23 protein-coding genes are annotated in these 21,581 nt (G+C 71.9%); 8 read left to right on the top strand and 15 right to left on the bottom strand.

The genetic code is table 11. The features are described from left to right. Positions 1-247 precede the first annotated feature (247 nt). Both K4G59_RS01600 and K4G59_RS01595 read left to right on the top strand, forming a co-directional pair. Positions 248-1,669, top strand: coding sequence for an HNH endonuclease signature motif containing protein (locus K4G59_RS01600; RefSeq protein WP_231248734.1), 1,422 nt, complete (start codon positions 248-250; stop codon positions 1,667-1,669). Between the two features lie 393 nt (positions 1,670-2,062). Next, a complete protein-coding gene (locus K4G59_RS01595) occupies positions 2,063-3,229 on the top strand; it encodes an Ig-like domain-containing protein (protein WP_231248733.1) in 1,167 nt (388 codons plus the stop codon). A gap of 60 nt (positions 3,230-3,289) precedes the next feature. Here the strand turns inward: K4G59_RS01595 and K4G59_RS01590 are convergent, their stop codons facing one another. Continuing rightward, positions 3,290-3,535 carry a glutaredoxin family protein gene (locus K4G59_RS01590; RefSeq protein WP_231248732.1) on the bottom strand — a complete coding sequence of 82 codons (246 nt, stop codon included), beginning with the start codon at positions 3,533-3,535 and terminating at the stop codon, positions 3,290-3,292. Next, a complete protein-coding gene (locus K4G59_RS01585; RefSeq protein ID WP_231248731.1) occupies positions 3,532-5,088 on the bottom strand; it encodes a class I adenylate-forming enzyme family protein in 1,557 nt (518 codons plus the stop codon). Before K4G59_RS01585 ends, K4G59_RS01590 begins: the two co-directional genes overlap by 4 nt. 31 nt (positions 5,089-5,119) lie before the next feature. On the opposite strand from K4G59_RS01585, the gene K4G59_RS01580 reads away from it, so the two are divergent. The 3 genes from K4G59_RS01580 to K4G59_RS01570 all read left to right on the top strand — a co-directional run bounded on the left by K4G59_RS01580 (position 5,120) and on the right by K4G59_RS01570 (position 8,169). Beyond that, a complete protein-coding gene (locus K4G59_RS01580; protein ID WP_231248730.1) occupies positions 5,120-6,007 on the top strand; it encodes an HAD family hydrolase in 888 nt (295 codons plus the stop codon). 85 nt (positions 6,008-6,092) lie between these two features. Further along, positions 6,093-6,869, top strand: coding sequence for a sigma-70 family RNA polymerase sigma factor (locus tag K4G59_RS01575; RefSeq protein WP_231248729.1), 777 nt, complete (start codon positions 6,093-6,095; stop codon positions 6,867-6,869). Positions 6,870-6,948: 79 nt separating this feature from the next. Further along, positions 6,949-8,169, top strand: coding sequence for a DUF5667 domain-containing protein (locus K4G59_RS01570; RefSeq protein ID WP_231248728.1), 1,221 nt, complete (start codon positions 6,949-6,951; stop codon positions 8,167-8,169). Between the two features lie 9 nt (positions 8,170-8,178). On the opposite strand, the gene K4G59_RS01565 is transcribed toward K4G59_RS01570, so the two are convergent. The 12 genes from K4G59_RS01565 to K4G59_RS01510 all read right to left on the bottom strand — a co-directional run bounded on the left by K4G59_RS01565 (position 8,179) and on the right by K4G59_RS01510 (position 18,025). Then, positions 8,179-9,336, bottom strand: coding sequence for a lysophospholipid acyltransferase family protein (locus K4G59_RS01565; protein WP_231248727.1), 1,158 nt, complete (start codon positions 9,334-9,336; stop codon positions 8,179-8,181). Beyond that, positions 9,329-10,306, bottom strand: coding sequence for an NAD-dependent epimerase/dehydratase family protein (locus tag K4G59_RS01560; RefSeq protein ID WP_231248726.1), 978 nt, complete (start codon positions 10,304-10,306; stop codon positions 9,329-9,331). The genes K4G59_RS01565 and K4G59_RS01560 overlap by 8 nt, the downstream gene beginning before the upstream one ends. A 13-nt stretch (positions 10,307-10,319) precedes the next feature. Then, a complete protein-coding gene (locus K4G59_RS01555) occupies positions 10,320-10,421 on the bottom strand; it encodes a 30S ribosomal protein bS22 (protein WP_008356322.1) in 102 nt (33 codons plus the stop codon). A 96-nt stretch (positions 10,422-10,517) separates the two neighbouring features. Next, positions 10,518-10,724 (bottom strand): helix-turn-helix domain-containing protein, encoded by a 207-nt coding sequence (locus tag K4G59_RS01550; protein ID WP_207083836.1) that lies wholly within the window; start codon positions 10,722-10,724, stop codon positions 10,518-10,520. Positions 10,725-10,912: 188 nt separating this feature from the next. Further along, positions 10,913-12,094 carry an acetoin utilization protein AcuC gene (locus K4G59_RS01545; RefSeq protein WP_231248725.1) on the bottom strand — a complete coding sequence of 394 codons (1,182 nt, stop codon included), beginning with the start codon at positions 12,092-12,094 and terminating at the stop codon, positions 10,913-10,915. 60 nt (positions 12,095-12,154) lie between these two features. Next, complete coding sequence (gene proC / locus K4G59_RS01540) at positions 12,155-12,955, bottom strand: pyrroline-5-carboxylate reductase (protein WP_231248724.1); 801 nt, start codon at positions 12,953-12,955, stop codon at positions 12,155-12,157. Between the two features lie 28 nt (positions 12,956-12,983). Then, complete coding sequence (locus K4G59_RS01535; protein ID WP_231248723.1) at positions 12,984-13,919, bottom strand: proline dehydrogenase family protein; 936 nt, start codon at positions 13,917-13,919, stop codon at positions 12,984-12,986. 51 nt (positions 13,920-13,970) lie between these two features. After that, positions 13,971-14,708, bottom strand: coding sequence for an ABC transporter permease (locus K4G59_RS01530; protein ID WP_231248722.1), 738 nt, complete (start codon positions 14,706-14,708; stop codon positions 13,971-13,973). Between the two features lie 64 nt (positions 14,709-14,772). Next, complete coding sequence (locus tag K4G59_RS01525) at positions 14,773-15,486, bottom strand: ABC transporter ATP-binding protein (RefSeq protein WP_231248721.1); 714 nt, start codon at positions 15,484-15,486, stop codon at positions 14,773-14,775. A 202-nt stretch (positions 15,487-15,688) separates the two neighbouring features. Beyond that, positions 15,689-16,282: a TetR/AcrR family transcriptional regulator gene (locus K4G59_RS01520; protein WP_231248720.1), complete on the bottom strand. Its 594-nt coding sequence runs from the start codon at positions 16,280-16,282 to the stop codon at positions 15,689-15,691. After that, positions 16,279-17,076 carry a sugar phosphate isomerase/epimerase family protein gene (locus K4G59_RS01515; RefSeq protein ID WP_231248719.1) on the bottom strand — a complete coding sequence of 266 codons (798 nt, stop codon included), beginning with the start codon at positions 17,074-17,076 and terminating at the stop codon, positions 16,279-16,281. Before K4G59_RS01515 ends, K4G59_RS01520 begins: the two co-directional genes overlap by 4 nt. A 4-nt stretch (positions 17,077-17,080) precedes the next feature. Beyond that, complete coding sequence (locus K4G59_RS01510) at positions 17,081-18,025, bottom strand: Ppx/GppA family phosphatase (protein WP_231248718.1); 945 nt, start codon at positions 18,023-18,025, stop codon at positions 17,081-17,083. A gap of 45 nt (positions 18,026-18,070) precedes the next feature. Here K4G59_RS01510 and K4G59_RS01505 point away from each other — a divergent pair, with 45 nt between their 5' ends. The 3 genes from K4G59_RS01505 (at position 18,071) to K4G59_RS01495 (ending at position 20,381) form a co-directional block, all read left to right on the top strand. Beyond that, positions 18,071-18,847 carry a DUF3109 family protein gene (locus K4G59_RS01505; RefSeq protein WP_231248717.1) on the top strand — a complete coding sequence of 259 codons (777 nt, stop codon included), beginning with the start codon at positions 18,071-18,073 and terminating at the stop codon, positions 18,845-18,847. Positions 18,848-18,941: 94 nt separating this feature from the next. Further along, the gene (locus K4G59_RS01500) at positions 18,942-19,580 is read left to right on the top strand and encodes a VOC family protein (RefSeq protein ID WP_231248716.1); all 639 of its coding nucleotides are present in this window, start codon (positions 18,942-18,944) and stop codon (positions 19,578-19,580) included. 111 nt (positions 19,581-19,691) lie between these two features. Next, a complete protein-coding gene (locus K4G59_RS01495; protein ID WP_231248715.1) occupies positions 19,692-20,381 on the top strand; it encodes a class I SAM-dependent methyltransferase in 690 nt (229 codons plus the stop codon). Here K4G59_RS01495 and K4G59_RS01490 read toward each other — a convergent pair. Then, entirely contained in the window at positions 20,378-21,421 is a 1,044-nt protein-coding gene (locus K4G59_RS01490; RefSeq protein WP_231248714.1) for a LacI family DNA-binding transcriptional regulator, read from the bottom strand. The two genes, K4G59_RS01495 and K4G59_RS01490, sit on opposite strands and share 4 nt — an antisense overlap. Positions 21,422-21,581: the final 160 nt, after the last annotated feature.

Here is a 21,581-nt window from a genome sequence, read left to right as displayed (position 1 = left end):
CAGCCACTGTAGGAGTTTGTGAACGGGAGAACAAAACGAGAACAGGGGTGGCTAGCACATGTGAGAAGACCCACCCCACACGGGGTCCCCTCGACTTGCGCGCGGGGTGCCGCAGGGCATATCGCGGGCGCTTCCCCGTCCGTGGTCCAGCAGCCGAGCGGACCCTCCATCCTCGGTGGTCGAGCAGTCGAGCGAGGCGTGTCGAGGCCCTGCCCCGCTGTCGGACCCCTTCTCTAGAGTCGAACGCATGATCGAGGAACTGGAAGCAGGAGCAGAGGCCGGGGCAGACGCCCTCGGCCCCGCAGCCCTGCTCGCCTCGATCAAGGCCTCCCGCTCCATCGAGAACACCGAAGCCGCACGGCAGCTCGACCTCGCCGCCCGCTGGGCCGACCTCCACCCTCCCGAGTCCATCCACACTGCAGCCTCGTTCGCGGTCGCGGGGTGTGAGCACGAGGAGCCGATCGCCGGCCCCGGCACGCCGCTGGTGGCGGAGTTCTGCGTCACCGAGCTCGGCGCTGTCTTGGGCATCACCAGCGTGTCGGCGAAGAAGCTCATCGGCCACGCCCTCGAGCTGCGCCACCGACTGCCGCGGCTCTGGAGCCAGGTGCATGCCGGCCGGGTGCCGGTCTGGCGCGCCCGCGCGGTTGCGGAGGTCACGATCCACTCCACCCCGGCCCTCACCCGGGAAGCAGCCGCGTTCGTCGACGCGCAGGTCGCCGCCGTCGCCGCGAAGATTGGGCCCGCCCAGCTCGACCGGTTGGTCGCGGAGACGATCAAGCGCTACGACCTCGCGACCGCCGACCCGGCAGCTGACCCCGTGGACGGCTACCTCCATCTCGACCCGCGCCACGTCACGATCCACGACCAGGACGTCCACTTCGCCGGCACCGTCCGACTCGAGGCGGAGGTCGACCTCGCCGACGGCCTCGACCTCCACCAGGCCCTCGCCCACCGAGCCGCCACCCTCAAGGCCCTCGGCTCGCAGGAGTCCCTGGACGCACGTCGGGCCAAAGCGCTGGGCGACCTAGCCCGGACGCAGACCGCGCTCGACCTCTTCCAGCACGGACACACCAACAGCTCGGACGAAGGGCAGGACCTGCCGGTCGCGCGGGAGGTCGTGCTCCACGCCCACGTCGACGCCACCCTGTCCGGCGACACCACGATCTTCGGACCGACCGGGCGCCTCGAGGAGGGCCAGCGCCTCCTCCTGCTCGAACAACTCCGCTCCTGGTGCGGCGACTCCCACACCAAGGTCACCGTCAAGCCGGTCATCGACCTCAACCAGCCGAAGGCCGCGCCGGGCTACGCGATCCCGGACCGGATCCGCGAGCACGTGGCTCTCCGCGATCGCGTGTGTGTCTTCCCGTGGTGCGCCCGCCCAGCCAGGGGATGCGACATCGACCACGTCACCGAGCACGACCACGACGCCGACGCAGAAGGCCGACCCCAACCCGGGCCGACGCACACCGACAACCTCGCGGCCCTGTGTCGCTTCCATCACCGGCTGAAGACCCACACCGCCTGGCGCTACCGGATGACCGCGCCCGGGATCTTCGAGTGGGCCAGCCCGCACGGCCACCGCTACCGCCGAGACCGCGACGGCACCACCGCACTCGACCCACCCGAAGCAGGTCCAGACCCGCCCCGGATCCCGTCACCGCGAAGGTGACCCTGCCCCACACCCCGCCGACCATGCGTCGGCGGGCCCAGGGGCATGTGCGGACGCCACCGGATCGGCCGCCACCGGTGACGGCAGCCGCCTGCCTAGACACGGGCGTCAGCCGTGTGACCTCTGCAAGTCCTCGATCTCTTTCGCCACTCTCCCGGGCAGACCTCCCGCGCACCGGGGCGGGCGGGACTGCCGTGAGCCACTTGCGGCACACGAGGTGCACGACCCGCGTGGCCGTCCGGGCGCGCAACAACTCGCATGTGTGTGATGACGCGTCCGTTGAGGTCTGCTCGCACACCAGCGGCGGGCGTGACCGCGTCGAGTCCCGCCTACGCTACGAGTCTGCGGATTCACCGGTGCAGGAGCTCGCCCAGCCCGCACACTGTGCAGGACATGGAGACCTCGCCTCGCACCGTCACCACCGCCGCAGCTCTGCTGACCGCCCTCTTCGTCGGCCTCTGCTTCGCCGGCCCGGCCGACGCTCGCGGGCCCGCCGAGGCCCGCAAGGACACCGTCACGCTCGTCGCCGGCGAGACGGTGCGCATCGACGTCCTCGGCAATGACCGCCTCCCGTCGAGGCGCGGCGTGAAGATCGGGCTGATCGCAGTCCCCACAACCACACCTGGCACCGTCGTCGTCGGGTCGAACCGCACGCAGCACGTCGTCATCAAGACCACAACGGCCACCGCACCCGGTCGTTACACAGCCACCTACAAGCTCACCGACAAGCGCGGACGCAGCGACAAGGCTCGCATCGTCATCACCGTGAGGGCCGCGGGCACCCCGACCGCGCAGCCCACGGTCACCCCGACCACCGTGCCCACGACCACCCCGACCACCGTGCCCACGGTCACCCCGACCACCGTGCCCACGCCCGAGCCGACCGCACAGCCCACCGCAGAACCGACCACAGAGCCCACCGCAGAACCGACCGCAGAGCCCACCGCGGAACCGACGGTGACCCCGACCACCCTGCCGGCCCCGAACTCACTCGTTGCTGTCATCAGCTCGCTGCCCGTCGCCGCCGAGGTCCGCGCCGGCTATGACCGCGCCACGTGGAAGCACTGGAACGCCGGCCTCTACGCCGATGGCTGCGACACCCGCTCGGAGGTCCTGAAGGACGAGGCTGTCGTCCCCGTCGCCGCCGGCACGGCGTGCCCGATCTACTCCGCGCGCACCGGCGGCGGATCCTGGTACTCCTACTACGACGGCGTGACCGCCACCGACCCGAGCGGGTTCGACATCGACCACCTCGTCCCGCTCGCTGAAGCCCACGACTCGGGGGCCTACGCGTGGACCGCCGCGCAGAAGGAGATCTACGCCAACGACCAGGGCGACCCCCGTTCGCTGGTCGCGGTCACCGCGGGCTCGAACCGCTCCAAGTCCGACCAGGATCCCGGCGAGTGGTGGCCGCTGCTGGAGCGCTGCCGCTATGCGGCCGAGTGGACCGCCACCAAAGCGCGCTTCGACCTCACCGTCGACCAGGCCGAGAAGGACGCGCTCCTCCTCCAGGCGAGCCGCTGCGACACCATCACAGTCACCTACACCAAGGCGTGGTGAACCCAGCGATCAGGGCCGCCCGTGACCCGGGCAGCGATTCCTCAGCCGACGCCCGGGGCCTCACGCCCCCAGCGCCGCCCGCAACCGACCCTCGTCCACCCGCCAGAAGTCGTGCTGGCGCCCGTCGACGAAGGTCACCGGGACCTCCTCGCCGAAGCGGTCCTCGAGGTCGGGGTCGCTGTCCACGTCGACCTCCACGAAGTTCTCCCCCAGGTCCGCGCACACGCGCGCGACCACGGCTCGGGCGTCGTCGCAGAGGTGGCAGCCGACGCGGGAGTAGAAGGTGACCCGGGGCTCGGCGCTCACTCGAGCAGGCCCAGCTGGCGGCGGCGCTCGAGGCCGCGCAGGCGGCCCTTCTGCACCTTGCCCGTCACCGTCAGCGGCAGGGCGTCGACGACCTCGATGCGGGTGGGCTGCTTGAAGCGCGCCAGGCGCACGACGGCGTGCGCCCGGACCGCCTCCTCGAGGTGGGTCAGCGGCCGCGACGCGACGACGTACGCCACGACGGCCTCGCCGGTCTCGGGGTCGGGAGCACCGATGACGGCGGCGTCGGCGACGCCGTCGACCTCGCGGATCACGTCCTCGACCTCGGTGGGGTAGACGTTGAAGCCGCTGACGATGATCAGCTCCTTGACCCGGTCGACGAGGAAGAGGTCGCCCTCGGCGTCGAGGAGGCCGACGTCGCCGGTGGCGTACCAGCCCTCGGCGTCGGGGCCGTCGGCGCCGTCGGGCCAGTAGCCGGAGAAGAGGTTGTCGCCGCGCACCTGGATCTGGCCGGGGTCCTCTCCCTCGACCTCGCCCCACGTCTCGTCGACCAGGCGCAGCTCGATGCCGGGCAGCGCGGCGCCCACGGAGCCGGGCGCCGGGTGGGCGCTGCACAGCGTGCTCGTGACGACCGGCGAGGCCTCGGTCAGCCCGTAGCCCTGGTGCACCGGGATGCCGGTGATCCCCGTGAACTCCTCGATGACCGACGCCTCGAGCGGTGCGGAGCCCGAGAGCACCAGGCGCACCGGGCCGAGCCGCTCACGCAGGTGCTCGTCGGGGAGCCAGTGGGCGAAGGCCGGCGGCGCGATCGGCACCACGCTGCACGCCTCGTCGTCGATGAGGTCCAGCACGGCCTGCGGGTCGAACCTCTCCACCAGCAGCAGCCGCGCGCGGTGGCGCAGCACGCCGCCCAGGACGGCGTTGAGGCCATAGACGTGGAAGAGCGGCAGCACGCCGAGCACCACGTCGTCGCCGTGCATCATCGGCGGCTCGACGGCCGCGACCTGCTCGATGTTGGCGAGCAGCGCGCGGTGGCTCAGCATCGCGGCACGCGGACGCCCGGAGGTCCCGCTGGTGTAGAGCAGGGCCGCGAGCTTCTCCGGGTCGGGCAGCGGGGGCACGGGGCGTACGACGTCCGCGCGCAGCTCGGCGAAGGCGAGCTCGCCCTCGCCCGGCTCGGCACCGACGACCACCAGGGTCGGCGCCGGCACCTCCCCCGCGGCGGCCAGCTCGGCCAGCCCCGCGCGTACGACGTCGAGGGCGCTCGCATCGGCGATCACCAGGCGCGTGCCGGAGTCGGCGACCATCCGGGCGAGCTCGCCCGACGCTGAGCGCGGGTTGACGGGGACGGCGACGACCTGCGCGCGGAGCACGCCGAGGTAGGCGGTGACGAACTCGATGCGGTTCCCCACGGCGATCATCACCCGCTGGCCGGCACGGATGCCGTGCACGCCGAGACCGGTGGCGATCCGGGCCACCTCGTCCTCGAGCGCGGCCCACGTCAGCGAGCGCCCACCGCTCTCCACGAGGGCCTGTCGGTCGGGCACGTCGGCAGCCGCCTCGGCCACGAACGCGGAGATGTCGTTGCGCGGCATGCCCAGATCCTTGCACGACTAGGCTTGCCGGGTGACCCCGTCCGAGCGACCGCGACGCCTCAACCTGCAGCAGCGCTCGGCCCTCGCAGGCGAGGCGGCGGCGGCCTCGGCGGAGGTCGAGAACGCCCTCAGCACCCCCAGCGACCCGACCGCGGCGGCCTTCTTCGACGTCGACAACACGGTCATGCAGGGCGCCAGCATCTTCCACTTCGCGCGCGGGCTGCACCGCCGGCAGTTCTTCACCACCCGCGAGATCGCCTCGGCGGCCTGGAAGCAGACCTACTTCCGCATCGTCGGCGTCGAGGACCCCGAGCACGTCACCGACGCCCGCAACTCCGCGCTGTCCTTCATCGCCGGGCACACCACCACCGAGCTCGAGGAGCTCGGCGAGGAGATCTTCGACGAGGCGATGGCGCACCGGATCTGGCCCGGCACGCGCGCCCTGGCCCAGCTCCACCTCGACGAGGGCCAGCGCGTGTGGCTCGTGACGGCCGCGCCCATCGAGATCGCGAGCATCATCGCCCGCCGGCTCGGCCTGACCGGCGCGATGGGCACCGTCGCCGAGCACGTCGACGGCGTCTACACCGGCCAGCTCGTCGGCGACCTCCTCCACGGCCCCGCCAAGGCTGAGGCGATCAGGGCGCTCGCGGCCCGCGAAGGCCTCGACCTCGCCCGCTGCTCGGCCTACTCCGACTCCAGCAACGACCTGCCGATGCTCTCCATGGTCGGCGACCCGTGTGCGATCAATCCCGACGCCCGGCTGCGGGCCCATGCCCGCGCCCACGGCTGGCGCATCCACGACTACCGCACCGGCCGCAAGGCCGCCCGCGCAGGCCTGGTGGCGGCCGCGGTCGCCGGCGCCGTGTCGGGCGCGGTCGCCGCTGGGGTGAGCGTGCGGGGACGTACGCACTCCACCTGAGGTGTAACTGATAGTTACCGACGGGTTCACAACTCCCCTCCGGCCACTTATCGTGTGAGGTGCTGCACACCGGGAGGGACACCGCATGCGGTCATCACACGACCTTGGGCATGCCTTCGACGAGGGCATGGACGCGCTCCGGCGCGCCGTCCTCGCTGCCCTGACCCTCCAGCCGGCCCCCCACGTCCTGCTGGCCGAGGCCGCCACCTCAGGCCCCGCACCCGCCCCGTACCCGAGCCGCGGCGGCGCGCCGGGCAGCCCCGTCGGCGACGAGGACCGCGCGATGTCGTCGGAGGTCGACGGCGCCGAGCGTGAGCGGCTGATCGCCCTCGTCGAGCTGGCCCGCGCCGGCGACAAGGAGGCGTTCGGCCTCCTCTACGACCACTACCAGGCCTCGGTCTACCGCTTCCTCTACTACCGCACCCGGTCGCAGACGCTGGCCGAGGACCTCACCTCGGAGACCTTCTTCCGCGCGCTGCGGAGCATGAACAACTTCCGGTGGCAGGGCAAGGACTTCGGCGCGTGGCTGATGACCATCGCGCGCAACCTCACCACCGACCACTTCAAGTCCGGGCGCACCCGCCTCGAGATGACCACCGAGGACATGACGCCGCACGACGACAGCACCGAGGGCCCCGAGGACGCGGTGATCGCCGGGCTCACCAACGAGGTGCTGCTCCAGGCGCTCACCGAGCTGCCGACCGAGCAGCGCGAGTGCCTGATCATGCGGTTCCTGCAGGGCATGTCGATCGCGGAGACGGCGCTCGCGCTCGCCCGCTCGGACGGCGCCGTCAAGCAGCTCCAGCTGCGCGGCGTACGGAACCTGGCCAAGCTCATGCCGGAGGGGTTGAGGGATTCGTGACCCGACCCGTAACCCGCGCCTCCTCCCGCTCGTTCGTCCGTGTGGGAGGACCCACGAGCAGCCAGACAGGACGAGAGCAATGACAGCCGCATTCTCGGCACGACGGCGTGCCGACGAGTTCGAGGCCCTCCTCAGCCGGGGGGCCGACTCCTCCCTGTCCGAACGCGACACCCAGAGGTACGCCGACCTCCTCGAGGTCGTCTCCGACCTCAGGTCGCTGCCCGACGTCACCGCGCGCCCCGAGTTCGTCGGGACGCTGCGCGTGCGCCTGATGGCCGAGGCGGACACCGCGCTCGTGCGCCAGCCGCCCGCTCCGCAGCGCCTCGCGATGCCCACCACCACCCGTCGCCGCGACCGCCGCCTCGGCGCGTTGCTCGGAGGTGCCGCACTGGTCGGCGCGACGGCCACCATGGCCGTCGCCGCGCAGACGTCGCTGCCCGGCGAGTCGCTCTACGGCGTCAAGCGCGGCATCGAGGCCGCCCAGGTCCGGCTGGCCGACGACGAGTCGCAGCGCGGGCGCGCGCTCCTCGCGCACGCCGACACGCGGCTCACCGAGCTCGAGCAGCTCGTTGCGGGCGACGGTGGGAGCCAACAGCTCATTCCCGACACGCTCGACGCCTTCACCGAGCAGTCCAGCACCGGCGTACGCAGCCTGCTGACGTCCTACGACCGCGGGGTCGAGCAGGACGCCCAGCGCGCCCTCGACTTCACCGCCACCAGCCTCGCGCGGCTCGACGCCCTCGAGGGGCAGCTCCCCGAGAGCGCGCGCGACGAGCTGCTGGCCGCCGGGCGCACGTTGACCGACCTCGACCTCGAGGTCAGCAGCGCCTGCCCGGTCTGTTCGGGCGGCATCACCGCCACCCCCGACTTCCTGCTCACCAGTGCCCCCGTCGACCTGCTCACCGGGCTCGACGTCGACGAGCTGACGCTGGAGGCGGCGCCCGTCTCGGGCCAGGACCTCACCGGGATCGTGGTGCCCGAGGTGCTGAAGGCGCCGCCGACGGCCGTGCCCACCTCGACGGCCCTGCCGACGCCGGCCACGACGTCGCTGCCCGACCCGACGAAGACCAACCCGACCACGACCGACGCTGGCAAGCCGATCAAGGACCTCCCCGACCAGGTCACCGGCACCTCCGGCAACCTGGTCGACGAGGTCGACGGGATCACCGGCGGCGCGATCGGCGGCCTGACCAGCGAGGTCGACGACGCGACAGGAGGGCTGATCGGTGAGATCACCGGCACCCTCGACCCGCTCACCGGCAACACGCTCGGCGACGCGACCGGCGGCCTGCTCCCCTGACGTGGACCGTCAGCTGAAGACGCCGTCGCGCTCGCGCAGCAGGTCGAAGAGCGTGTGCTGGATGGTCTCGCGCACCTGGTCGGTGACGTTGAAGACCAGCATCGGGTCCTCGGCCTCCGCGGCGTCGTAGGAGTCGGTGCGGATCGGCTCGCCGAACTCCAGGACCCACTTCGACGGCAGCGGCACCATGCCGAGCGGACCGAGCCACGGGAAGAACGGCGTGACGGGGATGTAGGGAACCCCCAGCAGCCGCGCCAGCGAGGGCACGTTGCCCACGAGGGGGTAGATCTCCTCGGCCCCGACCACGGAGAGCGGGATGATCGGCACGCCGGTGCGCAGCGCGGCCGACACGAAGCCGCCGCGGCCGAAGCGCTGGAGCTTGTAGCGCTCGCTGAACGGCTTGCCGATGCCCTTGAAGCCCTCGGGCCACACCCCCACGAGGTCGCCGCCGGACAGCATCCGCTCGGCGTCCTCGACGCACGCCAGGGTCGCGCCGCCCTTGCGTGCCAGCGAGCTGACCACCGGGAGCTTGAAGACGAGGTCGGCGCCGAGCGGGCGCAGGAAGCGGTGCGCGTGGTCGTGCACGGTCAGCATCGTCATCAGGCCGTCGAGCGGGACCGTGCCGGAGTGGTTGGAGACCACCAGGGCGCCGCCCTCAGCGGGGATGTTCTCCAGGCCGCGCACCTCGAGGCGGAACCACTTCTGCGCGATCGGGCGCAGCGCGGTCATGAAGAAGCGTTCGGTGAGCTCGCGGTCGAAGCCGTAGTCGTCCACCTCGTAGTCACCCTCGAGCCGGCGCCGGGCGAAGGCCAGCAGCTCGGCGAGGCGCCGCTCCCAGTCGTCGCCGAAGACCTCCAGCGCCGCGCCCTGCAGCGCGGAGAGCCAGTCGCCGACGGGGATGCCGGTGTCGAGGCGGGGCCGGGTGGTCGCGGGGCCGGGCGTCGGGTCGGGCGCGTCGGCAGCCCGCTCCGGAGCGGGCTTCTTCGGAGTGGGCTTCTTCGGGGTGGCCTTCTTCGCCGCGGCGCGCTTCCTCGGCGCGGGCTTGGCGGCCGGGGGCGCGAGGTTGCGCGCGGCCGACGACGGGCGGGCGCTGCCCGAGCCGCGGCCCGGCCTGCCGCCGGTGCCGATCGGGATCACGACGGCGTCCTCCCGGGCCTCCTCAGCCACGGCTCGCCCCCTGCGGCTCGGCGGGCGCGAGGGCGCGACAGAAGTCGGCGAAGGCCTCGGCGGTGGAGTACGCCGGCTCGAAGCCGAGGTGGGTGCGCATCCGGGTGGTGTCCACACCCCGACCGTAGGTCAGGTAGCCCAGCTGCTCGGGCGAGAAGTCCGACAGGCGGGCCTGGCGCATCGTGGCGCCGAGGCGACCGACCGCGAACCGCGGGAGCGCGACCGACGGCGTGCCGAGGCGGCGTACGGCCTGGCTCAGCGTGAGCAGCCCGTCACCGGCGACGTTGAAGGTGCCGGGGATGCCGGAGGTGGCGGCGTGGCGCAGCACCGCCATCAGGTCGTCCTCGTGGAGGAACTGCAGGCGCGGGTCGAAGCCCAGCACCCGCGGGATGACCGGCAGGCGGAAGTAGTTGGTCAACGGGCTCGCCACGTGGGGCCCGATGACGTTGGCCGCGCGGATCATCGTGACGTCGACGTCGGGCCGGCGCCGGGCGAAGCCGCGGACGTAGCCCTCGACCTCGAAGACGTCCTTGGCATAGCCGGAGGACGGCTGGCGCTTGGGCCCCATGTCCTCGGTGAACATCGCGGGGTCACGCGGGCTCGAGCCGTAGACGGTGGTGGTCGACTTCACCACCAGGCGCTCGACGGTCGTCGACTTCTGGCACGCAGCGAGCAGCTGCATGGAGCCGATGACGTTGAGCTCCTTCATCGTCCCACGCCCGCCCGCGGATCCGGGCGTGGCGATCACGCTCATGTGGACGACGGTGTCGACGTCCTCCTTGGCCAGGACCTTGGCGATGACGGGGTTGCGGATGTCGGCGCGAACGAAGGAGACGTCCCCGATGTCGCCCCGGGGAGGGACGACGTCGACCCCGATGACCCGCTCGATGGACGGGTCGCCGGCCGCGGCGCGCGCGAATCGTCGCCCGATGTCCCGGGAGATCCCGGTGACCAGCACGACCCGTCCCATGGTCGAGGGGGTGTTACTTGCCGAGCTTGCGGCGCTGGACGCGCGTCTTCTTGAGCAGCTTGCGGTGCTTCTTCTTGGCCATGCGCTTGCGCCGCTTCTTGATGACAGAACCCACGTGGATCAGACCTTCCTTTCGGCCGACGCTCGTCGGCCGGACCCGCCCACCCTACTTGGCGGGGGTGGGCAGCGCGGAATCGGTCCGGACGAGGGGTCAGCCCGCGTTGTAGAAGCTCTTGCGCAGGTACTCGTTCACGTCGTCCTCGGTCACCCGGAAGGACCGGCCGACGCGCACCGCGGGCAGCTCGCCGCCGTGGACGAGCCGGTAGACCGTCATCTTCGAGACCCGCATCTTCGACGCGACCTCGGCAATGGTCAGGAACTGCGCCTCGGACATGTCGCCAGGGGTGTTCTCAGCCATGGTGTCCACCGATCCTTCTGTACGGCGACGGCGCCGGCTTCCGCGCCGGCGTCACAGGCGTGCCGCTCTTGGTGACAATAGGGCTCGCGTGACGCGTGGGGAAGAGGAATGCCAGAGAAACATGTGGGACTGGCGGCGTGTCGGGTTGATTCTTTACCCGACGAGGCTCGCGGACCCTCGCCTGCGGATCAGGGCAGCGGGTCGAGGCCGTGGAGCGGGAAGGCCTCCATGCGCGTGGCGTGGATCGCGCGGTCGAGCCAGGCCTCGGGGTCGTAGCCGGCGGACCAGTCGCGGTAGGCGGGCGTGCGGCCGTCGGTCATCCGGTGCGGCGCGGTGGCCCCCAGCACCTCCTCGACGTACGCCCTCCACGCCGGCGGCGTCGGGGTCGCGGGGTCGAGCGGACGACCCGCGGCGATCGCCAGCAGGTGTGCCCAGGCGCGGGGCACGACGTCGACCACGCTGTAGCCCCCGCCGCCGGTGACCACCCACCGGCCGTCGGAGACCTCGTGGGCGAGCTCGTGGAGGGCGAGGTACGCCGCACGCTGGCCGTCGACGCTGAGCATCATGTGGGCGAGCGGGTCGTTCATGTGGGAGTCGCACCCGTGCTGGGTCACCAGCACCTCGGGGCGGAACTCGCGCAGCAGCGGCGGCACGACGGCGTGGAAGGCGCGCAGCCAGCCCGCGTCGGCCGTCCCGGGCGGGAGCGCGACGTTGACGGCCGAGCCCTCGGCGGCAGGACCGCCGGTGTCGGTCGGGAAGCCGGTGCCGGGGAAGAGCATCTGGCCGGTCTCGTGCAGGGAGATCGTCAGCACGCGCGGGTCGTCCCAGAAGATCTTCTCCACCCCGTCGCCGTGGTGGACGTCGACGTCGACGTAGGCCACGCGCTCGGCGCCGTCGGCGAGGAGCTGCCTGATCCCGACGGCCACGTCGTTGTAGATGCAGAAGCCGCTGGCCTTCTCCGGCATGGCGTGGTGGAGCCCGCCGGCGATGTTGACCGAGTGCAGCGACTCCCCGCTCCAGACCTGGCGGAAGGCCTCGAGGGTGGCGCCGACGACGTGCGCGCTGGCCCGGTGCATGTCGGCGAAGACGGGGTCGTCCTCGGTGCCGAGGCCGCGCGCGGCGTCCTCGTAGCCCGGCGTCGCGCCGGCGCGGGTGACGGCGTCGATCAGGCCCTGGTCGTGGACGGTGGCGATCTGGGCGTCAGTCGCGACGGGGGCGTCGACGCGCTTGATCGACTCGAGCACGCCGAGCTCCTCGGCCAGACGCATCGTGAGATCGACGCGCACCGGCGACATCGGGTGCGTCGGGCCGAAGTTGTACTCGCAGAGGGTCTGGTCGAACACGACCGACGTGGGCCCGGAGCACTCCATGTGGCGGACGTTACTCCGACCTCGGGGTCGGTCCGACCAGCGGACGGCCCTCGGAGCGTCTCAGGAGCCCTCGGCCAGCTCGCGCGAACGGTTGCGCGCAGCCTCCATGGCGGCGAGGAACGCCGCGCGGACCTTGTGGATCTCGAGCTCGCGCAGGGCGGAGGCGGTCGTGCCGCCGGGCGAGGTGACCTGCTCGCGGAGCACGACGGGGTGCGACCCGGTCTCGCGCAGCATCGTGGCCGAGCCGACCAGCGTCTGGACCACCAGCTCGGTGGCCGTCGCGCGCGGCAGGCCGAGATGGACGCCTGCCTCGATCATCGACTCGACGACGAAGAAGATGTAGGCCGGGCCGGAGCCGGAGATCGCGGTGACCGCGTCCATCTGCTTCTCCGGGATGCGGAGCACCTTCCCGGTCGAGGCCATCAGCGACTCGGCCTCGGCGAGGTGGGACTCGTCGCAGTGCGAGCCGGGCGCGATCGCGGCCATGCCCTCGTCGACGAGGGCGGGGGTGTTCGGCATGACGCGCACGACGGCGACGCCCGCCGGAACGCGCGACTCGATGAAGGCGGTGGTGATGCCGGCGGCCAGCGACACGAGCAGCTGCCCGGCGCGCAGGTCGGGCGCGATCTCGGCGAGGACGTCGGCCATGTCCTGCGGCTTGACCACGAGCGCCACGGTGTCGGCCTTCGCGGCGGCCTCGCGGTTGGACACCACGGCCACGCCGTAGCGGTCCTCGAGCTCGCGGGCGCGCTCGGAGCGCTTCTCGCCGACCATCAGCTGGTCGACGCGTCGCCCTGCGCGGACGAGTCCGGACAGCAGGGTCTCCCCCATCACGCCGGCACCGATGATCGCTGTGCTCATGGAGCCAACCTACTGCGCCCCGGCGACCCTATTTCTTGCTGATCAGGGAACGAACGAAGAAGCCGAGGTTCTGGGGCTTCTCGGCCAGGCGGCGCATGAGGTAGCCGTACCACTCGGTGCCGTAGGGGACGTAGACGCGCACGGTCTCCCCCGCGGCTGCCAGGCGCTTCTGCTCCTCCGGGCGGATGCCGAAGAGCATCTGGAACTCGTAGGTCCCCGGGCGGCGGCCGAAGCGGCTCGCGAGCGAGGAGGCGATCTGCACCATGCGCGGGTCGTGGGTGGCGATCATCGGGTAGCCCTGGCCGCCGAGCAGCACCTTGAGGCAGCGTACGTAGGACTTGTCGACCTCGACCCGCTCCTGGAAGGCGACGTCGGCGGGCTCCATGTAGGCGCCCTTGCACAGGCGCACGCGTGAGCCCTCGTAGGCCAGCGCACGGCAGTCGGCCTCGGTGCGGTGCAGCATCGCCTGCAGGACCGCCCCCGTCTCGGGGAAGTCCTTGCGGAGCTCGCGCAGGATCGAGAGCGTGGAGTCGGTGGTGGTGTGGTCCTCCATGTCGAGGGTCACCGTGGTGCCGGCGTTGCGGGCGGCGCGGCAGATGTCACGCGCGTTCTCCAGCGCGACCTTGTGGCCGCTGTCGGGGAGGGACTGCCCGATGGCGCTGAGCTTGACGGAGACCTCGGCGTGGGGCGCGAGGCCCTGCGAGGCGAGCTCGGCCAGGAGCTCCTTGTAGGCCCGGACCGTGGCCTCGGCCTGGGCGGCGTCGGTGGTGTCCTCGCCGAGGTAGTCGAGGGTCACGTGCAGCCCGTCGGCCTCCAACGTCCGGGTGGCCCCGACGGCGGACTCCGTGGTCTCGCCGGGGACGTGACTGGTGACGATGCCGCTCGAGACAGGCATGGTCGAGACGAGCTTCTTGACCCCCTGGCTGCGGGCGAGCAGGAGGATCGGCTGGCGGAGCAACGACATGGCGAGAAGGCTACGCCGCTCTCCCTGCGGCCTCCATCCACCCTGCGGAGGTCAGGGCGTACGCCGTCGCAGGGTCGCCGCACCCAGCGCGAGCGAGGCGACCGCGAAGCCCGCCACGACGCCGACCGATCGCCAGACCTCGCGCTCGTCGGCGCGGCCGACGAGCTCCTGCATCGCGTCGACGGCGTACGACAGCGGCAGCAGGTCGCTGATCACCTCGAGCACGCCCGGCATCGCCTCGCGCGGGACGAAGAGCCCGCAGAGCAGGATCTGCGGCAGCACGAAGGCCGGCATGAACTGCACCGCCTGGAACTCCGTGGTCGCAAAGGCGCTCACCAGCAGGCCCAGCGCGGTGCCGAGGACCGCGTCGACGACCGCGACGAGCCCCAGGAGCCAGACCGGGCCGTTGACGTCGAGGCCGAGCAGACCGACGCTGACCGCCACCGCGAGCGCCGACTGCACCGCGGCCAGAAGGCCGAAGGCGAGGGCGTAGCCCATGAGGAAGTCGAGCTTGCCCATCGGCATGGTGAGCAACCGCTCGAGGGTGCCCGACGAGCGCTCGCGCAGCGTGGTCACGCTGGTCACGAGGAACATCACGATGAAGGGGAACATCGCCAGCAGCGCCGGCCCGAAGCGGTCGAACATGTCACCCGGCAGGTCGTCGAACATCCACCACAGCAGGCTGATCAGCACGCACGGCACCACCAGCAGCATCGCGAGGGTGCGGTGGTCGCGGCGCACCTGGGTGAGCACGCGACCGGCAACGGCGAAGGTGATGCGGGCGTTCATCGCGGGGCCCCTACGGCGTTGTTCGGGGGCGCGCAGCGGAGGAGAAGAACGTCGTGGGGTGCGTTCATGCCGCCGCCCCCTCGACGAGGTGCAGGAAGGCCTGCTCGATGTCGGCGGCGCCTGTCCGCGTCCTGATCTCGCTCGGCGTGCCGTCGGCGATGATGCGGCCCTCGCGCATGAGGAGGAGCCGGTCGCAGCGCTCGGCCTCGTCCATCACGTGGCTCGAGACCAGCACCGCCGCACCGCCGTCGGCGATGCGGTGGAACAGCCCCCACAGGTCTCGCCTCAGCACCGGGTCGAGGCCGACCGTGGGCTCGTCGAGCACGAGCATCTCGGGCGAGCCGAGCAGCGCGACGGCGAGGCTCACCCGGCTGCGCTGGCCTCCCGAGAGCCTCCCGACCACCTGGTGGCGATGGTCGGCCAGGCCGACGGACGCGACGACCTCCTCGGCGCTCGAGCGCTCGACACCCAGCACGCGCGCGAAGAAGGTGAGGTTCTCCGCGACCGTCAGGTCGTCGTAGACGCTGGCCGCCTGCGTGACGTAGCCGACCCGGGTGCGCAGCGGGGCGCTGCCCGCCGGCTCGCCCAGCACCTCCACCGATCCAGACCGCAGCCGCTGCGCGCCGACCAGGGCACGCATCAGCGTCGTCTTGCCGCACCCGCTGGGCCCGAGCAACCCGGTGACGCCGGGCGTCACGTCGAGCGAGATGCCGGGCAGCACCTCCTGCGAACCGCGTACGACGACCAGGTCCCGCACCTCGATGATGTTTTTCATCATGTGTTGAATTGTGCGCCTGCGGGGAGGAGGCGTCAAGACCCGTGCAGCGGTGGGTGACGCACGTTCTCCTCGAGCAGAAGGTGTCTCACCCACCGCCCACGCGAGGCCGGAGTCCGGCGCGGTGAGTGAGGCAGGTTCTCGGCGGTGAGAACCTGTCTGACTCACCGCTGGACGGGGGCGACAGGGGACGACGTACGCCGACTCAGGCCAGGTCGCCGGTCAGGTAGTGCTGCAGCACCGGCCCCATCCGGGCGACGAGGTCCTCGGCGGGCATCTGCGCCATGGCCGGGAGCGCGACGACGTAGCGGGCGACCACGAGCCCGATGATCTGGCTGGCGACGAGCGGGATGCGGTCCTCGGGGCGGTCCGCCACGATCTGGGCGAGCACCGGGCCCACCACGACGGGGATGAAGGCGTCGCGCACCATCGGTCCGGAGTCGTCGCCGAGGAGCGAGCGCGCGAGGGCGAGCAAGCCGGGCTGGATGGCGGGGTCGTCCCATACGCCCAGGAGGGCTCGCAGCAGGCGCTCGCCGGCACCGTCCGGCCCGTCGGCCACGACCGGCGCCATGACCTCACGGGGGTCGACGGGGATCTCGAGGGCGGCGACGAAGAGGTCGTCCTTGGTGCCGAAGTAGTGGTGCACCAGCGCCGGGTCGACGCCCGCCGCGGCCGCGACGGAGCGGATGGTGGTGCCACGGAAGCCCAGCTCGCCGAAGGACGCCCGCGCGGCAGCGAGCACCTCGGCGCGGGTGTCCGGCGCACCCGGTCGTCGGCCGCGTGACGCACGGGCGGTCATGGGGTGGTGACGCCGAGGTGGGCGCGGGCGAAGGCCAGCGACTCGGCGAGGTCGGCCTCGCGCTCGGCACGGTCGGCCGCCCGGCGCGTGTTGATCTCCAGCACGACGTGGCCGGAGAAGTCGACGCCGGCCAGGTGCTGGAGGAACTCCGCGGCCCGCATCACCCCCCGCCCCGGCACGAGGTGCTCGTCCTTGGCCGACCCGGAGCCGTCGGTGAGGTGGATGTGGCGCAGCCGCTCCCCCATCCGCTCGGCCATCTCGATGACGTCGGAGCGGGCGATCGCGGCGTGGGACAGGTCGATCGTGGTGTTGGCGTAGGCCTCCGTGCTGGGGTCCCAGCCGGGGAGGTACATCTCCATCCCGCGTCGCGAGGACGCACGCCAGGGGTACATGTTCTCGACCGCGAAGGCGACGCCGGTGCGGGCCTCCAGGGAGGCGATCCCCTCCACGAAGCCGGCGGCGTAGTCCTTCTGCCACCGGAACGGGGGATGGACGACGACGACGTCGGCGCCGACCTCCAGGGCCATCTCGGCCGACTTCTCCAGCTTGCCCCACGGGTCGGTGCCCCAGACCCGCTGGGTGAAGAGCAGGCAGGGCGCGTGCACGGCGCAGATCGGCACCTGGTGGTGCTCGCTGAGCTTCTTCACCGCGTCGATCTGCTGGCTCAGCGCGTCGATCCCGACCATGACCTCGACGGCGTCGTAGCCGAGCGAAGCCGCCCAGCCGAAGCCGTGCGCCGTCGACTCGGGGTAGACCGAGGCGGTCGAGAGGCCGATCCGAGGGGTCGAGGACATGGGATCAGTGCAGCCTCGTCACGACGGAGATCTGGTCGAGGCGCTCGAGGATCACGCCCTCGCGCAGCGCCCACGGGCAGATCTCCAGCGACGGGAGGTCGAAGATGTCCATGCACGCCTCGGCGACGAGCGCGCCGGGCACGATCTGGTGGGTGCGGCTCGGCGAGACCCCCGGCAGGTCGGCGAGCTCCTTGCCCGGCATGTCCATCAGCTTGGGGATCCAGGCCGACAGCGTCTCGAGCTCGAGGGTGCGTGGCACTAGTGGCCCGTCGCCGCTGGGCGCGGCGCCGCAGATGCGGGCGAGGGAGCGGAAGGTCTTCGACGTGGCCGCGGCCTTGTCCGGGACGCCCGGGCGCAGCAGGTTGCCGGCGTCACGCGCGATCTCGGCGCGGATCTCGCGCCTCAGCTGGCGGATCTCCTCCTCCGAGGGCCGGCCCCCGCCGAACCACGCGCGGGCCATCCGGGCCGCGCCCAGCGGGAGCGACCAGGCCACGTCCGGCGCCTCGTCGGCGCCACCGGCGATCTCGAGGGAGCCACCGCCGATGTCGAAGACCGCGAGCCGACCCGCCGACCAGCCGAACCAGCGGCGTACGGCCAGGAAGGTCAGCCGCGCCTCGTCCTCGCCCGAGAGCACCTCGAGCGCGACGCCGCTGTGTCGCTCCACGTGGGCCAGCACCTCGTCGGAGTTGACCGAGTCGCGCACCGCGGAGGTCGCGAAGCCCAGCATCTCCTCGCAGCCCTTGTCCTCGGCGATCCGCGTGGCGGACGCGCAGAAGTCGGTGAGTGCCTTCACCCCCTGCGGCGTGACCGCACCATCGGGGTCGAGGTGCTCGGCGAGGCGCAGCGCCTGCTTGTGCGACGAGGCCGGCAGCGGCGCGGCACCGCCGTGCGCGTCCACCACCAGCAGGTGACCGGTGTTGGATCCGATGTCGAGGACGCCCAGGCGCATGGCTGCCACGCTACTAGGCCTGCGGCACGCCACTAGGCTGGCCGAGTGCCCGAAGTCGACCTGGTGTTCCCCCGCGCGTACGTCGAGTTCGCCGATCCCGCCGACGACAGCCAGGTCTTCCGCTGCGACCTGACGTGGCTGACCTCGGCCTACACCTGCATCTTCGGCCAGGGGTGCCAGGGGATCTACGCCGACGCCCCCGACGTCGGCTGCTGCACCCTCGGTGCCCACTTCGCCGACGAGGACGACGAGTCGCGGGTCGCCGGCTTCGTCGCCCAGCTCACCCCCGACGACTGGCAGCTGCACCCCGGCCGGGCGGTGAGGAAGTCCGACTGGATCGAGACCGAGGACGACGGCGAGCGCAAGACGCTGGCGATGGAGGTCGACGGCCAGCAGGCCTGCGTGTTCCACAACCGCACCGACTTCGCGCCCGGCCAGGGGTCCGGCGGTGCCGGCTGCGCGCTCCACGGCCTCGCGCTGCGCCAGGGCCGCAACCCGCTGGAGACCAAGCCCGACGTGTGCTGGCAGCTGCCGATCCGGCGCCAGTTCCGCACCGTCGAGGTGCAGGACGGGACGTCGTACACCGAGGTCTCGATCGGTGAGTACGACCGTCGCGGCTGGGGCCCCGGCGGGCACGACCTGGACTGGTACTGCTCGGGCAACACCGAGGCGCACGTCGCGCTCGAGCCCGTCTGGGTGACCCACCAGCCCGAGCTCGTCGAGCTCATGGGGCCCGAGGCGTACGCCGAGCTCTCCCGCCACTGCGAGGCGCACGCCCGCTCCCGCTCGGCCCTCGCGCTGCACCCCGCCGACCCGCGCTGAGGTCGCCACGGGATCCGCAGCGCGAGATTGCTCGATGTCAAGAGATCCCGACCCCGGTGTCGTGCGTCCCGGGACGTGAGCACAGAATCTGGTCATGCGCCTGGACCACGTCAGCTTCGCCGCCGGACCTGATGGACTTGCCAGCACCGCCCAGCGCATCGGGGGGCTGCTCGGCACGGACTTCGTCGACGGTGGTGTGCACCCTCGCTTCGGCACCCGCAACGTCACCCTGCCCCTGGCCGGTGACACCTACATGGAGATCGTGGAGGTCCTCGACCACCCCGCCTCCGACAAGGCCCCCTTCGGCCAGGCCGTGCGCGCCCGCTCGGCCCTCGGCGGCGGCTGGATGGGCTGGGTCGTCTCCGTCGACGACATCGCCCCCATCGAGTCGCGCCTGGGCCGCGAGGCGGTCAAGGGCAACCGGCACCGCCCCGACGGCACCGAGCTCGTCTGGCAGCAGATCGGCGTCAACGGGCTGCTGTCGGACCCGCAGCTGCCGTTCTTCATCCAGTGGCAGTCGCCCTCCGAGATGCACCCGGGCAACGGCGCCACCGGCGACTACTCGCTCGCCTGCCTCGAGATCGCCGGCGACCCGCAGCGGGTCAGCGAGTGGCTCGGCGAGACCGTCGAGGCTCCGCTGGAGGACGTGAAGGTCGAGTGGGTCGCCCCCAACGGCACCCCCGGCATCGTCGCGGTGCAGATCCAGACCCCGCACGGCCTCGTCCGCATCTGAGACGAGCAGCGCCGAGCCAGGCACGAGCTCGTCGCGTGGGCTCGGCCAGATCGAGCAGGCCCCGCGACCGAGGCACGAGATCGTGACGGGCGCGTCGAGATCTCCACTTCCATGAGAGCAAGAGCACGACCCTCACCCAACATCTGGCACACGCCCGAGCTCTACGAGCTCGAGAACCGTGCCGCCGACCCGCACGGTCGGATCGTCGCCGCCATGCACGAGATCGGCGACTGGTCCGGGCGCACCGTGCTCGACGTCGGCTGCGGCTCCGGGTTCCACCTCCCGCTGTGGGCCGAGCGCGCCGCGAACGTGGTGGGCGTCGAGCCGCACCCGCCGCTGGTGTCGCTGGCGAAGCGGCGCACGAAGCGGCTGGCGAACGTCACCGTGCTCAGGGGGATGGCTGAGGCCCTCCCCCTGCCCGATTCGTCCGTCGACGTGGTGCACGCCCGCTGGGCCTACTTCTTCGGGCCCGGCTCCGAGCCGGGCCTGCGCGAGCTGGACCGGGTCGTACGCCGTGGCGGCACGGCGTTCGTGATCGACAACGACCCCACCCGCTCCACCTTCGGCGCGTGGTTCCGTCGCGGCTACCCCGAGGTGGACCCGGTCGCCGTGGAGCGGTTCTGGTCGCAGCACGGCTGGCGGCGCAGGGAGATCGACATGGGCTGGTCCTTCACCTCGCGCGAGGCGCTCGAGGCCGTCGTACGCATCGAGCTGCCGCCCGCCGCCGCCGAGGAGGCGCTCGCCTCGCACGCCGGCACCGAGGTCGACTACGCGGTCAACCTGTGGTGGCGCGACTTCTAGCTCGACTCGCGGATCGCCAGCGTCGGCTCGAGGAGCACACCGCGGGTCTCGACGGGCTGGTGCGACAGCAGCTGGCGCAGGGTCCGCACGATCTCGACCGCCACGTCCTCGAGCGGCTGGCGCACGGACGTGAGCCCGACGGGGTAGACCTGCGCCACCTGCGAGTCGTCGAAGCCGACCACGGCGATGTCGCGGCCAGGGGCGAGCTGACGGATCCAGAGCGTGTGGAGCACGCCCATGGCGAGGGTGTCGGAGGCGCAGACGAAGGCGGTGGGCGCGGACTCGTCGAGCAGCACCGCGGCCGCCTCGGCACCGCTGTGGACGACGTCCTCGACGCGTGAGGCGAGACCGGTCGTGGGCAGGCCGTTGTCGTGCATGGTCGTCAGCCAGCCGGAGCGACGGTCCTCGCCGATCGGGGAGTCCTTGCGCCAGCCGATCCAGGCGATGCGGGTGTGCCCGCGGTCGATGAGGTGCTGGGTGGCGAGCCGGGTGCCGGCCGCCCCGTCGACGTCGACCCAGACGTGGCGCGCTGCGTCGTCGTCCCAGGGCCGGCCGAAGGCGACGAACGGCGCCCGCTGCTGGGTCAGCCAGGTGGCCTGCGGGTTGCCGAGGTAGGTGTCGGTGACGACGAAGGCGTCGACCGCGGTCGAGCGCAACAGGTTGTCGTAGCCGCCGACCGGGTCCTCGTCGTCGGCGGCGAAGAGCAGCACGGCGTAGCCGGCCTCCTCGCTCGCCTCCACGAGCGAGTGGACGAAGCGGTCCATCGCGGCGTTGGCCGTGCCCTCCTGTGTCGGGGTGAAGCGCAGCCCGATCAGTGACGAGGTGCGGGTGCGGAGGTTGCGGGCGGCGCGGTTGGGCGAGTAGCCGAGCTCCGCGATCGTCTGGCGGACCCGCTCGAGGGTGTCGGGACGCAGCAGGTCGGGCTTGTTGACGGCGTTGGAGACGGTCTGGCGTGAGACCCCGGCACGCTCCGCGACGTCGGCGAGGGTCGTCGGTGTGACGGGCAGCTGGATCCCGCCCCGATGCTCACTGCGCCCCATGCTGCTGCCCCCTTGATCGATCCAACGAGCGCCAGCATAAGCCTTACCCACGTGGTAGCACGCCTGCCCGAACGGGTGAGCGGGTTCGGTGCATGCGGCCGGCGCGTCCCCAGCCGAGCGGTGGTTGTCCACAGGTTCCACACGTTGTCCACAGGCACGG

This window comes from Nocardioides furvisabuli, assembly GCF_021083185.1.
Lineage (GTDB): Bacteria > Actinomycetota > Actinomycetes > Propionibacteriales > Nocardioidaceae > Nocardioides > Nocardioides furvisabuli.
This window is presented reverse-complemented; position numbering and strand designations above follow the sequence as displayed.

Excerpts from the sequence above, each read along its gene's own strand:
- K4G59_RS01585 (WP_231248731.1), bottom strand. The coding sequence starts at position 5,088 with ATGCCGCGCAACGACATCTCCGCGTTCGTGGCCGAGGCGGCTGCCGAC.
- K4G59_RS01595 (WP_231248733.1), top strand. The coding sequence starts at position 2,063 with ATGGAGACCTCGCCTCGCACCGTCACCACCGCCGCAGCTCTGCTGACC.
- K4G59_RS01570 (WP_231248728.1), top strand. The coding sequence starts at position 6,949 with ATGACAGCCGCATTCTCGGCACGACGGCGTGCCGACGAGTTCGAGGCC.
- K4G59_RS01525 (WP_231248721.1), bottom strand. The coding sequence starts at position 15,486 with ATGATGAAAAACATCATCGAGGTGCGGGACCTGGTCGTCGTACGCGGT.
- K4G59_RS01515 (WP_231248719.1), bottom strand. The coding sequence starts at position 17,076 with ATGTCCTCGACCCCTCGGATCGGCCTCTCGACCGCCTCGGTCTACCCC.
- K4G59_RS01490 (WP_231248714.1), bottom strand. The coding sequence starts at position 21,421 with ATGGGGCGCAGTGAGCATCGGGGCGGGATCCAGCTGCCCGTCACACCG.
- K4G59_RS01550 (WP_207083836.1), bottom strand. The coding sequence starts at position 10,724 with ATGGCTGAGAACACCCCTGGCGACATGTCCGAGGCGCAGTTCCTGACC.
- K4G59_RS01600 (WP_231248734.1), top strand. The coding sequence starts at position 248 with ATGATCGAGGAACTGGAAGCAGGAGCAGAGGCCGGGGCAGACGCCCTC.
- K4G59_RS01530 (WP_231248722.1), bottom strand. The coding sequence starts at position 14,708 with ATGAACGCCCGCATCACCTTCGCCGTTGCCGGTCGCGTGCTCACCCAG.
- K4G59_RS01495 (WP_231248715.1), top strand. The coding sequence starts at position 19,692 with ATGAGAGCAAGAGCACGACCCTCACCCAACATCTGGCACACGCCCGAG.
- K4G59_RS01545 (WP_231248725.1), bottom strand. The coding sequence starts at position 12,094 with ATGGAGTGCTCCGGGCCCACGTCGGTCGTGTTCGACCAGACCCTCTGC.
- K4G59_RS01560 (WP_231248726.1), bottom strand. The coding sequence starts at position 10,306 with ATGGGACGGGTCGTGCTGGTCACCGGGATCTCCCGGGACATCGGGCGA.
- K4G59_RS01510 (WP_231248718.1), bottom strand. The coding sequence starts at position 18,025 with ATGCGCCTGGGCGTCCTCGACATCGGATCCAACACCGGTCACCTGCTG.
- proC (WP_231248724.1), bottom strand. The coding sequence starts at position 12,955 with ATGAGCACAGCGATCATCGGTGCCGGCGTGATGGGGGAGACCCTGCTG.
- K4G59_RS01500 (WP_231248716.1), top strand. The coding sequence starts at position 18,942 with ATGCGCCTGGACCACGTCAGCTTCGCCGCCGGACCTGATGGACTTGCC.
- K4G59_RS01520 (WP_231248720.1), bottom strand. The coding sequence starts at position 16,282 with ATGACCGCCCGTGCGTCACGCGGCCGACGACCGGGTGCGCCGGACACC.
- K4G59_RS01535 (WP_231248723.1), bottom strand. The coding sequence starts at position 13,919 with ATGTCGTTGCTCCGCCAGCCGATCCTCCTGCTCGCCCGCAGCCAGGGG.
- K4G59_RS01575 (WP_231248729.1), top strand. The coding sequence starts at position 6,093 with ATGCGGTCATCACACGACCTTGGGCATGCCTTCGACGAGGGCATGGAC.